This window comes from Aestuariibius sp. HNIBRBA575 (assembly GCF_040932005.1).
Lineage (GTDB): Bacteria > Pseudomonadota > Alphaproteobacteria > Rhodobacterales > Rhodobacteraceae > CANLNM01.
Genome location: NZ_CP162414.1, coordinates 635,185 through 648,790, shown reverse-complemented (window position 1 = coordinate 648,790; position 13,606 = coordinate 635,185). Strand labels below are relative to the sequence as shown.

General features: G+C 55.4%; 14 protein-coding genes. 6 read left to right on the top strand and 8 right to left on the bottom strand.

What is annotated here, in order from left to right; genetic code table 11:
- Positions 1 to 80 precede the first annotated feature (80 nt).
- Positions 81 to 686 carry a hypothetical protein gene (locus AB1F12_RS03355; RefSeq protein WP_368186571.1) on the top strand — a complete coding sequence of 202 codons (606 nt, stop codon included), beginning with the start codon at positions 81 to 83 and terminating at the stop codon, positions 684 to 686.
- An 18-nt stretch (positions 687 to 704) separates the two neighbouring features.
- Here the strand turns inward: AB1F12_RS03355 and AB1F12_RS03350 are convergent, their stop codons facing one another.
- Together AB1F12_RS03350 and AB1F12_RS03345 are read right to left on the bottom strand one after the other, a co-directional pair.
- Entirely contained in the window at positions 705 to 3,236 is a 2,532-nt protein-coding gene (locus tag AB1F12_RS03350; protein ID WP_368186570.1) for an ABC transporter permease, read from the bottom strand.
- On the bottom strand, positions 3,233 to 3,922 hold the full coding sequence (locus AB1F12_RS03345) for an ABC transporter ATP-binding protein (RefSeq protein ID WP_368186569.1): 690 nt from the start codon (positions 3,920 to 3,922) through the stop codon (positions 3,233 to 3,235). The genes AB1F12_RS03350 and AB1F12_RS03345 overlap by 4 nt, the downstream gene beginning before the upstream one ends.
- A gap of 79 nt (positions 3,923 to 4,001) precedes the next feature.
- Here AB1F12_RS03345 and AB1F12_RS03340 point away from each other — a divergent pair, with 79 nt between their 5' ends.
- Positions 4,002 to 4,610, top strand: coding sequence for an arylesterase (locus tag AB1F12_RS03340; protein WP_368186567.1), 609 nt, complete (start codon positions 4,002 to 4,004; stop codon positions 4,608 to 4,610).
- 5 nt (positions 4,611 to 4,615) lie between these two features.
- Here AB1F12_RS03340 and AB1F12_RS03335 read toward each other — a convergent pair whose 3' ends face one another.
- Both AB1F12_RS03335 and AB1F12_RS03330 read right to left on the bottom strand, forming a co-directional pair.
- Positions 4,616 to 5,185, bottom strand: coding sequence for a DUF4329 domain-containing protein (locus AB1F12_RS03335; RefSeq protein ID WP_368186566.1), 570 nt, complete (start codon positions 5,183 to 5,185; stop codon positions 4,616 to 4,618).
- A gap of 43 nt (positions 5,186 to 5,228) precedes the next feature.
- Positions 5,229 to 5,438 carry a cold-shock protein gene (locus AB1F12_RS03330; protein WP_368186564.1) on the bottom strand — a complete coding sequence of 70 codons (210 nt, stop codon included), beginning with the start codon at positions 5,436 to 5,438 and terminating at the stop codon, positions 5,229 to 5,231.
- A 289-nt stretch (positions 5,439 to 5,727) separates the two neighbouring features.
- Here AB1F12_RS03330 and AB1F12_RS03325 point away from each other — a divergent pair, with 289 nt between their 5' ends.
- Positions 5,728 to 6,093, top strand: coding sequence for a hypothetical protein (locus AB1F12_RS03325; RefSeq protein ID WP_368186562.1), 366 nt, complete (start codon positions 5,728 to 5,730; stop codon positions 6,091 to 6,093).
- 86 nt (positions 6,094 to 6,179) lie between these two features.
- Positions 6,180 to 6,602 (top strand): thioredoxin TrxC, encoded by a 423-nt coding sequence (trxC, locus tag AB1F12_RS03320; RefSeq protein WP_368186560.1) that lies wholly within the window; start codon positions 6,180 to 6,182, stop codon positions 6,600 to 6,602.
- Between the two features lie 6 nt (positions 6,603 to 6,608).
- Here trxC and AB1F12_RS03315 read toward each other — a convergent pair whose 3' ends face one another.
- From AB1F12_RS03315 to AB1F12_RS03305, 3 genes are all read right to left on the bottom strand, one after another.
- Positions 6,609 to 6,983 (bottom strand): hypothetical protein, encoded by a 375-nt coding sequence (locus AB1F12_RS03315; protein WP_368186559.1) that lies wholly within the window; start codon positions 6,981 to 6,983, stop codon positions 6,609 to 6,611.
- Positions 6,984 to 7,141: 158 nt separating this feature from the next.
- Positions 7,142 to 8,797, bottom strand: coding sequence for an energy-dependent translational throttle protein EttA (ettA, locus tag AB1F12_RS03310; RefSeq protein WP_368186557.1), 1,656 nt, complete (start codon positions 8,795 to 8,797; stop codon positions 7,142 to 7,144).
- Between the two features lie 84 nt (positions 8,798 to 8,881).
- A complete protein-coding gene (locus tag AB1F12_RS03305) occupies positions 8,882 to 10,678 on the bottom strand; it encodes a putative bifunctional diguanylate cyclase/phosphodiesterase (RefSeq protein WP_368186555.1) in 1,797 nt (598 codons plus the stop codon).
- 332 nt (positions 10,679 to 11,010) lie between these two features.
- Here AB1F12_RS03305 and AB1F12_RS03300 point away from each other — a divergent pair, with 332 nt between their 5' ends.
- Positions 11,011 to 11,607 carry a nicotinate-nucleotide adenylyltransferase gene (locus tag AB1F12_RS03300; RefSeq protein ID WP_368186553.1) on the top strand — a complete coding sequence of 199 codons (597 nt, stop codon included), beginning with the start codon at positions 11,011 to 11,013 and terminating at the stop codon, positions 11,605 to 11,607.
- Positions 11,604 to 12,197, top strand: coding sequence for a gamma-glutamylcyclotransferase family protein (locus AB1F12_RS03295; RefSeq protein ID WP_368186551.1), 594 nt, complete (start codon positions 11,604 to 11,606; stop codon positions 12,195 to 12,197). Before AB1F12_RS03300 ends, AB1F12_RS03295 begins: the two co-directional genes overlap by 4 nt.
- On the opposite strand, the gene AB1F12_RS03290 is transcribed toward AB1F12_RS03295, so the two are convergent.
- A complete protein-coding gene (locus AB1F12_RS03290; RefSeq protein WP_368186550.1) occupies positions 12,120 to 13,508 on the bottom strand; it encodes an MATE family efflux transporter in 1,389 nt (462 codons plus the stop codon). The genes AB1F12_RS03295 and AB1F12_RS03290 overlap by 78 nt on opposite strands.
- Positions 13,509 to 13,606: the final 98 nt, after the last annotated feature.

The following is a 13,606-nucleotide window of genomic DNA, read 5'->3' as shown; positions in this document are numbered from 1 at the left end:
ATTGGCCCCCAAAAGACGAAGCTTGGCTAAGCCGATGTGACATTGCCTTCGGTATCGCTGAATTTTCAATTGGGTATCCCATGACCTTTTCTAACACGCCTTTCGTTTTCGCCACAGCTGTCGCCGCTTGCACCTTGATCGGGGGGATGGCGGTGGCTTGCCCGATTGCCTCTGATTTGCAACGCGGCATTCAGTTGAATTTCACCGATGGCACCCAAGAAGTGTATACCAGCATGAAAGAAGGGCTGGTGCGGGCGGTTGGCGGCAATCCCGGCGATGATCAATATCAGTTGGATCTGGCCTATGGGGTCTATTTGCTGGTGTCACAGGACATCATTGATGGTCAGCCTGATTTTGGCTCGCGTTTGACCACGGCCTTTCCGATGTCCATCGCGCAAATGCCAATCCCCCAAGCTGGCGCCAGATGGCAGGCGGACGTGACCCTCACCGATGCGGATGGCACATCCCCGGAAACACAAACCTTTGCGATGGGCGGTCCACGCACCCAGATCATCGGCGACTGCAGCTACGAAGCCATTGATATCATGGTGCATTATGACGGGGCCGAACAATTGGTCGACGGGCTTGTTTTGTTGCCAGAACTGGGGTTCGCCTATCTGTCATGGTTTGAAGACAATGACGGGGCACGATCAGATTACCCCGTCGCCAGCATTTCAGCACGCTAAGGCACATGCGCCTGCAGATTATTCGCGGGCGCGCAAAATTTGCGCAGGCCGTGCCGCCAAGGGGCGCAGTGCAAACAACAAACCCGCCAACAATGTCGCCACAATGCCGCCGACGACAATGGCCAATGCGGACCCCCAGATGATGGTAAAATCACTCTCCATCACAAACTTGCTGACGGCCCAGCCCCCCAATATCCCGGCAAACAGCGACACAATCCCGGCCGCCGCCCCAAGCAACGCGGCACGCAATGCAAAGCTGCCCAAAATGCGTGCGCGTGATGCGCCCAAGGTTTTCAGCACCGCGCTTTCATAGGTACGCGCCCGTTCACCCGCCGCAGCCGCCCCCATCAGCACCAGAAATCCGGTCAGCAATGTTGCGCCTGCTCCGTAGCGCGTCGCTGTTGCGATCCCGCTCAGGACTTCTACCACGCGGTCAATGCCATCCCGTACACGGATGGCCGTGATATTGGGATAGGCCTGCGCTAGATCCCGCAAAATCGCGGCTTCTGCGTCCTCTTGTGCGTAAACGGTGGCGATCCAGCTATGAGGCGCCCCCGCCAAGGCCCCGGGATTCATCGAAATCACAAACCCAATTCCTGCGGTTTCAAAATGCACTTCGCGAAAACTGGCAAGGGTGGCGACGATGTCGCGTCCCAAAATGTTAATCGTGATTTCATCCCCGATAGAGAGCCCCATTTCGCGGGCCTCTTCGTCAGAAAAACTGATCAACGGAGGTCCGGCATAATCTTCGCCCCACCACGCACCTTCGGTTAGGGTTGTCCCATCGGGCAATGCCCCGGCATAGGTCACGCCGCGATCCCCCTGGATCACCCAATGATCCCCCACCACATCGGCGGCCGGTTGGCCATTGATGCGGGTGATAATACCCCGCAGCATCGGTGCCGCCTCAACCTGTGAAACGCCTGTATCGCCGTTCAGCCGCTCATGAAATCCATCAATTTGGCCGGGCTGAATATCAACAAAGAAATAAGACGGCGCGACATCCGGCAATTCATCCGCAATTGAGTTTCGCAAATTTCCGTCGATCTGCCCAACAGCGGCCAGCACCGCCAATCCCAATCCGAGCGATAAGACAACCGATGTGGTTTCCCCGCCCGGATCACCAATCGCCGCCAGAGCGGAACGCAGCGATGGACGCCCCCGTGCCCAGACGCGGGACCGACGTGCGACAGCCCGCGCCAGCATCGCCGCCAGCACCAATAGGATGAGCGCCCCCGTGATGCCGCCTGCGGTCCACAATGTCAGAAACATCGTCCCCGAAAACCAGATCGCCGCCGCCAGCAGCAGACCGACCAAGCCCAGCGTCGCAATAACATAGCGTAGCGCAGGCAGGCCGCGCACGGACCCAAATGCGTCCCGAAACAAGGTGGCGGCCTTGATTTCCTCTGCGCGGGCCAAGGGCCACAATGTGAATATCAGCGCGGTCAAAACCCCGTAAATCGCCGCCTCGATCAGGACCGAGGGATAGACCGCAAACAAGGCCGGGATCGGCAATTGCGCCGCGATCACAGGGGCCAAGGCCAAAGGGATCACAACGCCAAGGATCAACCCCAACGCCACCCCAACCAAGGTCAAAACGCCGATTTGGATGAAATAGGTCTGAAAGATGATGTTGCGCGTCGCCCCGAGGGTCTTCAACGTGGCAATGACACCGGTTTTGCCGGCCAAATAGGCGCGCACAGCGGCGGACACACCGACCCCACCGACGGCCAACCCTGATAGGCCGACCAAGATCAGAAACGCGCCGATCCGATCCACAAACCGAGTCATGCCCGGCGCGCCGTTGCGCGCATCCTGCCAGCGCAGTCCAGTATCACGATAACGGTGTTCTGCTTCGGCTTCTAATGCGGCCAGATCCGCACCATCGGGCAGATCAAGCCGGTAATTGCTTTCAAACAGGGTCCCGTCGGCCAGCAACCCGGACTGCGCCAGATCAACCCTGCGCACGATGCTGCGCGGTCCAAGGCTGAACCCGCCGCCCGCATCATCCGGATACCGTTCTAGCACCGCCCCCAGCACAAAATCCTGCACGCCTAGCCGAAACACATCACCGGGTTTCAATCCCAGCCGGTCCGCCAGTACCCGTTGCATCACCCCACCGGGCAGCCCATCTGTGCCATTTAGCGCAACGTCCAGATCAATGTCAGGGTCCAGTTGCACCCGCCCAATCAACGGATAGGGATCATCCACACCCATCACTTGGGTCAGGGCGCGTTCCGCATCCCCGTCTGGATTTGGAACCACGGCCATGGACCGGAAATCGACCGTTTCGGACACCGTTTCAGCGATTGAGTTCATCCAGTTGCGTTCGTCTTCGCTTGCGTAGCGATAGGTGAACCGCACCTCAGCGTCGCCGCCCAACAATGCGGCCCCTTCGGCGGCCAATCCGGCGGCGATGGACGCGCGCACCGTGCCCACGGCGGCGATGGCCGCCACGCCCAAGGCCAGACAAGCCAGAAAAATCCGAAATCCGCGCAGGCCCCCGCGCAATTCGCGCCGGGCGATGCGCGCCGCCTGTGCGACGCTCATTCTGCGGCCTGCTGCAGGGTGTCTACCCGGCCGTCACGCAGCCGCACAACGCGGTCACATCGCGCCGCCAATTCGCCCGAATGGGTCACCAAGATCAGTGTTGCCCCGTGCCGGTCCCGCAATCCCATCAACAAATCAACGATCGCCGCGCCATTGGTTTCGTCCAAATTCCCCGTCGGTTCATCCGCCAGCAAAATCGCAGGACGCGGGGCCGCTGCACGGGCCAGCGCAACCCGTTGCTGTTCACCGCCCGACATTTGACCGGGATAATGATCCGCCCGATGAGACAGGCCCACCGCATCCAATTCTGCCGCCGCGCGCGCAAATGCGTCCTTTTCCCCCGCCAATTCTAACGGAGTTGCAACATTTTCCAGTGCAGTCATTGTGGGAATAAGGTGGAAGCTTTGGAACACCACCCCCATATGATCCCTGCGGAACCTCGCCAAGGCGTCTTCGTCCATGGCGGTCAGGTCCTGCCCCAACGCGGTTATTTTCCCGGCGCTGGCCTGTTCCAGCCCGCCCATAAGCATAAGGAGTGACGATTTGCCCGACCCGCTAGGCCCGATCAATCCCAGCGTTTCCCCCGCTGAAACATCCATCGAAATGGAATGCAAAATATCGACCTGCCCAGCATTGGATCGCAGCGACAAGGACACATCGTTCAGGGACAAAATCGGATCAGTCATAAATCTGGCTTTCACTAAATGTCGGTCTTTTGCATATGGGCGCGTATTCAAAATCAGCAAGACAGCAACCGCATTGATTTTGAGCCTAAATATCCTGCCTTTGTTTGCAAATGCTGAACCGATCACAATTGCCGCTTTGGGCGACAGCCTGACGCAGGGCTATGGCCTGCCTGAAAGGGACGGATTTGTACCACAGATGCAGGCTTGGCTGACCGAAAACGGCGCGGATGTGGTGATGATCAATGCAGGTGTTTCGGGCGACACCACGGCAGGCGGATTGTCGCGTGCGGCCTGGACATTGACGCCAGATGTGGATGTGTTGATCGTGGCGCTGGGGGGCAATGACGTGTTGCGCGGCATTGACCCGGCCAATTCCGCAGCCAATTTGGACGGTATATTGCAAGCGGCCCAAATGGCCGAGGTGCAGGTGCTATTGGTGGGCATGCAGGCCCCGTCCAATTACGGCCCGGATTACAAATCGGCCTTTGATCAGATGTATCCCGATCTGGCCGCGCAATATGGCACCGGATATTTCCCCAGCTTTTTCGAGGGCTTACGCAGCATTGGCGAAACGCCCGCCGAATTGCGCGACGTGATGCAGGCCGATGGGATCCACCCCAATGCGACCGGCGTCACCCTGATTGTCGACGCTATGGGGCCCGCGATATTGGATGTGATCACGCCCTAAACTGGCTAATTTCCCGCCCGTTTATAAAGCGCGCGTAGCGAATAACTCTCGCGGATGCGCCCTTTGGGTTCATCAATGAAATTGGGATCCGCAGGCAAACACCCCACGCCGCAAATCTGAGACACGCGTTCGGCGTCGGTATCAATATACCAAAGCCGCCCGCCCGGTGTGGCCACATATCCATCAATGCCCGACGCTTCGTCAGATTCATAATCGGTCAGCGACGGTATTTCGGAATCATATTCCGGCGAATAGGTCGAATGGGTGTGATAGCTGGCCACAACCACCATTTTGGTGGGCCATTGCGGCAACCAACAACTGGCCTCTTCGCCAATCATATTGCGCGTATGAACCAATTCGCCCAAGCGGTTATAACCAATATAGCCGCAGATTTCTTTGTTAATTTCAATGGATTGCGGGTTCAGTTCCCCCAGGATTTCCATGATGAAATCCAGCTCTTCTCCGGCGCCGGTCGCTTCGCGTGTTCCGCCCAGATCATGCACAACCGCCTCTTGGGCGATCGCGCTGGTCGCCATACAGGCGATGGTCGTTAATGCATAAGTAAAATGTTTCATGGGGGCAGTATTGTGCCCCGCATGAGTCTTTTCAAGACGTGGTTTAGTCAACCAGTGTCAGATTAACCGCAGATTCACGACCGTCACGGCCAGCTTGCAGTTCAAATTCTACTTTCTGGTTGTCAGCCAGGCCGGTCAGGCCGGAACGCTCAACAGCAGAAATGTGTACGAAAACGTCTTTGCCGCCTTCGTCTGGTGCAATAAAGCCGAAGCCTTTGGTTGTGTTGAACCATTTTACGGTGCCAGTAGCCATCCGTATTCTCCTTACAAATTTCGCTCGCGACGTGCAGCGATTTGGCTCGTCAGGTCTGGATCGAAGAACTGGGCCTTAGAAGGATACAGTGGTCGATAGCAGTAACTCGCGTGCTCGCAGATATAGCTATTTTCGAAAAATGCAAGAAATATCGACTTTTCAGCCCTAAAATTGGACCTTTAACCTTGCAATTTCCCGCTTATGAGGGAAACGCGACAGCTTTCCCCTACACACCCACTATCTAGGGATTATATGTTGGCATAACCCCAGAATCAAAAGGCCAGTTCCCATGTTCAAATTCCTTTTCGGACGTAAAAACAACAAAGTAGAAGCCGTCATTGAAACCCAGCGCCAAACTGTTGAACGCGCTTTGGGCGAAGTGAATGACGTGCTGAGCACATTGGAGTCGATGCCGCTGATCACAATTGATGCGGCCAATAGCACCATTTTGGTGAATTTGCCCGAACACATGCCCGACGAAGCCCTGGCCCTGCCCGCCCCAAGCGAAGAAGCGACCGCTCAAGACACGCCAGAGACGGCGGTAGAGGAGACCGCAGAAGCCGAAGCGGAACCAGTAGCAGACCTTGCGCCAGAAACGGAAGCGGCGGACGCTGATCAGTCAGAAGAAAAACCTGCGGAAAAAACCGCGGCCTGATCACGTTTGCATCACGTGATCTGCTTGACCTTGTCCGGGGCGGTTTCCCAACATATTTGAAGCATCACATATGAAGGAGCCGCCCGGTGACCCAGCTAAAATTAACCTGTTTTGAATGCGGCCAAGTGAACCGTGCGCCCAGTGACCGACTGGCCTCGGCCAAATGCGCCACCTGCGGTTCGCGTCTGGTCACCGGCAAAGCCCCCGAAATCGATCTGGCCACATTGCAAAAGGCCGCGCGCAATGACGACCTGCCATTGATCGTCGATTTTTGGGCACCTTGGTGTGGTCCCTGTCGCCAAATGGCTCCGGAATTTTCCAAAGCGGCCAACAGCTTAAACGGCAAGGCCCGTCTGGTAAAGCTCAACACAGAGGCCCATCAAAAGGCCAGCACGAAATATGGCATTCGCGGCATTCCCACGATGATCAAATTCAAAAGTGGCAAAGAAGTGAAACGCCAATCTGGCGCTATGCCAGCAAGTGCGATCCAGAAATGGGGCGGCTCTTAGGCCATTTCAATCGCGCCTGATCATCACAAGCGCGGCCATCAGACCTGAAAAGGCGGCGCAAAATCCGATCCAGCCGAAAAACCATCTTTGGCCTGCGGCAATGTCTTCTGCATAGGATGCGGCAAACTGGATTTTTCCGGAATACGCCACCCAAAACGCGCCAATCATCAGCACAGCAAACACAGCCGATAGCCATTTTTCCCGCCCCAATATCCGCACAAGCCCCAAAGCAAATGCCAGCCCGATTGGTGTGCCAAAAAGGATGGCTTTTGTCGCCCAAAACGGGTGCGCGCCCAATGTGATATGAAACTTGCCCAAATGGGCGGCAATCGAGACGCCGATCACCAAAACAGTTGCGATCAAATACCGGTTTACTTGCATAATTGGCTCCTTTGGGCTGCGCAGACCATGCCGGATTTGCAGCCATTCCGGTATTCACTTTCGGCCACTTCACTCAGGTTTGAACGGCTTCAGGTTCAAATTCACAAAAAAGCGGGGCCTAATCTAAGCCCCGCATTTGATCGTCAAAATCGGTATGATTAGCGCGCAAATTTCTTGTGTTTCAGGCGCTTAGGTTCCAATGCATCGGCACCAAGACGACGTTTTTTGTCCTCTTCGTAATCTTCAAAGTTGCCTTCGAACCATTCCACATGCGCGTCGCCTTCGAAGGCCAGGATATGCGTACAAATCCGATCCAAGAAGAAACGATCGTGCGAAATCACGACCGCGCAACCGGCGAAATCGACCAGCGCATCTTCGAGGGCTCGTAGGGTTTCGACGTCCAGATCGTTGGTCGGTTCATCGAGCAACAGAACGTTTCCGCCCGCTTTTAGCAACTTGGCCAGATGCACGCGATTGCGTTCACCACCTGACAGGATACCAACTTTTTTCTGCTGATCGCCGCCTTTGAAATTAAACGCGGAACAATAGGCGCGGCTGTTCATTTGGGCATCGCCAAGCTGGATAACTTCGCCGCCGTCAGAAATCTCTTCCCAAACGGTTGCGTTTGGATCCAGAGCGTCACGGGATTGATCGACATAAGACAGTTGCACCGTGTCGCCCATCGAAATTTCCCCGCCATCGGGCTTTTCCTGACCGGTCAACATCCGGAACAAGGTAGATTTACCCGCGCCGTTTGGCCCGATCACCCCGACAATCCCACCGGGTGGCAGGCTGAATTCAAGGTTTTCGATCAACAGCTTATCGCCCATCGCCTTGGTCATGTTTTCGACGTCGATCACTTTGCTGCCCAAGCGTTGACCATTGGGGATAATGATCTGCGCACGCGACAGTTTTTCACGCTCAGATTGGCTTGCCAGATCATTATAAGCCGAGATACGCGCCTTGGATTTTGCCTGACGCGCCTTTTGCCCCTGTCGCATCCATTCCAGTTCGCGTTCCAGCGTTTTCTGTTTGGATTTGTCTTCGCGGGCTTCTTGTTCCAGACGTTTTGCTTTTTGTTCCAGCCAGCTGGAATAATTGCCTTCGTAAGGGATGCCTGACCCCCGGTCCAATTCCAAAATCCAGCCTGTAATGTCGTCCAGGAAATAGCGATCATGGGTGACAACCAAAATTGTGCCTTTGTAATCAATCAGATGCTGCTGCAACCAAGCAATGGTTTCCGCGTCCAAATGGTTGGTCGGTTCATCGAGCAACAACATATCTGGCGCTTCTAACAGCAATTGACACAGAGCAACCCGGCGTTTTTCACCACCCGACAAGGTTGACACATCCGCGTCATCTGCCGGGCAGCGCAATGCCTCCATCGAGACGTCGATTTGCGCATCCAGATCCCATAGGTTCTGGCTGTCGATTTCATCCTGAAGCTTGGCCATTTCATCGGCTGTTTCATCAGAATAATTCATCGCCAATTCGTTATAGCGATCCAGAATGTCTTTCTTGGCCTTCACGCCCAGCATGACATTTTCACGCACATTCAGGCTTTCATCCAATTGCGGCTCTTGGGGCAGATAGCCAACTTTGGCACCTTCTGCGGCCCAGGCTTCGCCGGTGAAATCTTTGTCGATTCCGGCCATGATCCGCATCAACGTCGATTTACCGGCCCCGTTGGTGCCAACCACGCCGATTTTCACCCCCGGCAAGAAGCTTAGCCGGATGTTTTCAAAGGTTTTCTTTCCACCGGGATAGGTTTTTGAAACCCCGTCCATGTGATAGACATATTGATAGGCTGCCATTGGTTCGGCTCCGCAGAATTCAAATTTCACCCTTCCTAATCTGCAAGGCGCTTGTATTCAATGGGGGCTGGCTGGGTTGACGGCTTAACCGGCCACTTCTTGGACGGAAACATCTTCGGGCATGCCGGTTTCCAGCCAATTGCTGACCTGTTCCGTGGGCATGGGGCGTGACACCCAGTAGCCTTGCAAAATCGGGCATCCCAGTTCATGCAATCGGCCCGCCATATCGTGGCTTTCTACGCCTTCGGCGATCAGTTCAAGTTCTAGATTCTCGCACAGTTCGATGATCGTCGCGACGATTTTTGCGCTGGTTTCATCATGCATCATATTACGCACCAAACTCTGGTCGATTTTGACGCCCGTCACCGCCAATTGCGCCAGATGCGCCAGCCCGGCATAACCCACACCAAAGTCGTCCAGCATCACCCGGAACCCGGCATCCCGCAGCTCAGCAATCACCCGCGCAGGGGCGTTTTCATCCTGAACGTCGCCAATAACCGTGGTTTCCAGCACTTCGATCACTACTTGGCTTGGATCAATGCCACGTCCCAGCACCCCTCGCATCAATCGGTCAATAAATTCGGGATGCGCCAGTAATTCGCCCGAAGCGTTAAACGCAAATTTCAGGCCCGGCATCTGCGATCGATCCATCAGCGCCTTCATCGACAGGGCTGCGTCCATCGACAGGAAATCCAGCTCGGCCATCAGGCCCAGCTCTTCTGCCATGGGTAAAAAGTGGATCGGAGGGATTAATCCGTCTTCTGGATGCTGCCATCGTACCAGCGTTTCGAACCCTTCAATGGCCCCGGTTTCAAGGTTCAATGTGGGTTGGAAATAATGGATCAATTTATGCTCAAGCACCGCCTCTCGCAGCTCGGTACCGCGCCTCAATTCCAACGTGTGGCGCTGGTGTAGCACTTCGTCATATGACGCAACCTGATCCCGTCCTTCCCGCTTGGCCTCATACAGAGCGAAATCGGCACGAAGCAGCAATTCTTCGGAATCTAGCCCATCATTTTCCGACAGCGCGGCCCCAATACTGGCCCGGCAAACCAATGTGCGTTCACGCCATTCAAACGGGACTGAAATCGCGTTTGCCAGCGACTGACCCAGCTCTTCTAGATCCTCAAGCGCATTCACGCCGGGGCAAACAACAACAAATTCATCCCCGCCAACCCGGGCCACCATATCCGACGAACGCACATTTTCACGCAGCGCATCTGCCACATGTTTCAGTGTCGCATCCCCGGCAGAATGCCCATGCGTATCATTGATTTCTTTGAATTTATCCAAATCCATATGCAACAAACCCACATTCCCACTGCGATGGGCGGTCAGAGATAGCATATCTTCGGTAAAACGCAGCAGCGCCCCGCGATTTGCCAATCCGGTCAGGGAATCATGGGTCGCCGCGATTTCAAGCTTGTTGCGGGCCTCATGCAGTTTCTCTTCGTGTTCAATCTGTTCTGTTACATCCCGACACACCAGAATGGCGTGTTCGTTTCCATCTGCTGATTGACGGATGGATACGTTAATCTGGTTCCAGAACATCGTGCCGTCACCGCGCACATTGCGAAACAGGTGCAACCCCGTGGAATTGTTCGACCCACGCTGATATCGAAATTTTTCGATCGCTTCCGGCGGTGGTTTGTCCTCATTGGGCAAGGCAAATTCAAGCGGATTACGGCCAATAATATCTTCGGCTTTGCGTTTCATGATACGACAATAGGCGGGGTTGGGCCAAACAACGCTGCCATCCATATCCTGAATGACGATCCCATCATTTGCATGTTCAGCAACCATGCGGAAATGTTCCGCTTCACGCAATTGCCGAATTAGATCCAACCGCGTGCCATCCAGAACCTTTTGGGTGTCGCGCAATTGCCGTGCCTTGCCGCGCCCCCAAAAATATACGAGGGGCAGCACACAAAAAATGGTCACAATGATCAACGTCACAAAATACACGTTGCGGCTTTCAACTAATAGTAGATACGCTTGTTCAACACCTAAACCGGTAGCCTTGGTAACGTATTAATGCACAACAGCGCAAAAATTACAATTTAACGGGCTTTCTTGGCATTTGGAATTTTCCTTTTAAATTCGCAACTAACGATCGGTTTGCTGTGATATCTGACCAAACTACTTTACATCCTTGTCGGTTATCCCTTTTTTGGCATAAGCAAGTCCAAGCAAGGCATCACGTGATAAATCCTATGACCTCTCATCCTCAGGCCCGATCGGGACAAGTGGTTGGTTTATTGGGTGGATCTTTTGATCCTGCTCATGATGGGCATGTGCATATTACGCAAAATGCGTTGAAACGCTTTGGCTTGGATCAAGTTTGGTGGCTGGTCAGCCCCGGTAATCCATTAAAGCAAACGGGCCCTGCCCCCATGGCACGACGCCTGCAAATCGCCCAAACCATCATGGCCCATCCAAAGGTGCAGATAACCGACATCGAAACCCGTCTGGGCACCCGGTACACGGCGCAAACCCTGTCAAAGCTTCACGCGATTTACCCTGGGGTGCGGTTTGTCTGGCTCATGGGGGCGGATAATCTGGCGCAGTTTCATCTGTGGCAGGATTGGCGGTCGATCATGGACCATGTGCCTGTTGGCGTTCTGGCCCGACCCGGCCAACGTATTTCTGCGCGCATGTCACCGGCCGCGCAGATTTACCGGCATTACCGGCTGCAAGGGCGGCAATCGCAGCTGTTGGCCCGTGTCGGCACACCGGCTTGGTGTTTTGTGAATTTGCCTATGTCGAACGCATCTTCAACGGCGATCCGCGCTCTGGGTGGCTGGACATGAGCCGCCATTTCTTTGGCTATGGCTCATTGGTCAATCTGGACACACACACCTATCCGTCCCCTAAGCCAGCCACCCTGTCTGGGTGGCGACGTGTCTGGCGTTTTTCGCCGCATCGCACACTTGGATATCTCAGCGTGGAACCCCATGCTGACAGCACCATTCACGGTATGGTCGCGCAGGTCCCGGATCAGGATTGGGCGGCATTGGACGAACGTGAACGCGCCTACCGCCGGGTCGATATTTCGCACGCACTGCCCCAGACCATGATCTACGAAGTGGACCCGGACACCACTGTTCGCACCAATCAATCGCACCGGATTTTGCTGTCTTATCCGGATGTTGTCATTCAGGGCTATCTGCGTTTGATGGGTCCCGACGGGGCGCAGCATTTTGCCGACACCACGGCCGGTTGGGATGTTCCTGTGTTGAACGATCGCGCATGCCCGATCTATCCGCGCGCGCAGACATTGACCGCGCAGGAAACCAAAACGGTCGATGATCTGTTGGACGGATTAGCGACGCCGTTGGAGGTTCCCAAACAGAGTGAGATGACGGTGGAATGGTTCACGCGTATCCGCGGCGCCGCCTGACGAAATCACCCGCCAGGCCAGCCAAATGGCGACAATCCCGAACACAACACCGCCCAGATATTGCCCGATGATCACGCCCGGCGCACCCAGCCATGCGGACCCTAGCATCACAAACGGCACCGTGCCCAAAGTGTGGCGGCCCCAGTTGATCCAAGTGGAATAAAACGGATGGCCCAGATTGTTAAACGCAGCATTGGCCACAAAAATCGCCCCGTTGAAAAAGAACAACAACGACAGTGGGCCGGCAAACAGGAACACCAATTGGCGCGCCTCGCCGTCCAGTGCAAACAGCAATTCCAGCGGGCTGCGCAAGGCAAAGAAGATCGCGGAAACAACCACGACAATGCCTGCGGTGAACAGCAATCCCTCTTTGAAGGATTGGCGCACGCGGTCCATCTGCCCTGCGCCAAAGTTCTGACCGATGATCGGCCCAATCGCCCCCGACAGTGCAAAGATCACCGCAAAGCCAACCGGGATCAATCGACCGATGATGGCCATCCCAGCGACGGCTTGTTCACCATAGGTCGCCATTGCGCGGGTCACATAGGCCTGTCCGATTGGGGTGGCCAATTGCGTCAGAATCGCCGGGATCGCCAATGCCATGACCGGGGATAAATCGCTGGCCAATTCTTTGGCTTTGGGCCGCCCAAGCCCGCCATAATAGCGGAAAATTGGCAGAATTGACGCGGTTGCGATCACGATCCGCGCCGCCACCGATGCCATGGCCGCACCGGTCAATTCCAGATCAAAGCCAAAGATCAGGATCGGGTCCAACACAGCGTTCACAATCGCGCCCCAGAACGTGGCAAACATCGACCGGCGGGCATCCCCATGGGCGCGCAAAATTGCGCCGCCAACCATTCCCAACAATAGGATTGGCAGGGATGGGATGATGATTTGCAGATACCGCACCGCCAGATCCAGCGTGTCGCCCTGCGCGCCCAGCAATTGGGCTAGGGGTCTGATATTAAACCAAACCAAGGCTGAAAAAATGACGCCAAAAACAAAGCCGTAGATCAATGTATGGCTGGCTTTGGCCTGTGCCAATGCCGTGTCTCCCGCCCCCAAGGCCCGCGACACCAACGCCCCGGCAGAAATCGCCATGCCGATGCCAAACGAGCTGGTAAAAAACAGGATCGCACCCGCATATCCGATGGCGGCGGCCAGTTCTGCTTTGCCCAGCATTGAGATAAAGATCATGTCGACAAAATCGACGAGGAACACCGCCATCAGCCCAAAGCTGGAGGTCAGCGACATGATCGCGATATGCCGCATCAGCGACCCGTTCAGGAATTTTGCTTGTTCTGTCATGCCTGTGCATAACGCGGCAGGTCGATCAGGTCTTGGGTTTTTTGTGTGCGCACACGCACAGAGGACAAGCAGATGGCCCTCTGTACGGGTTTACGCGC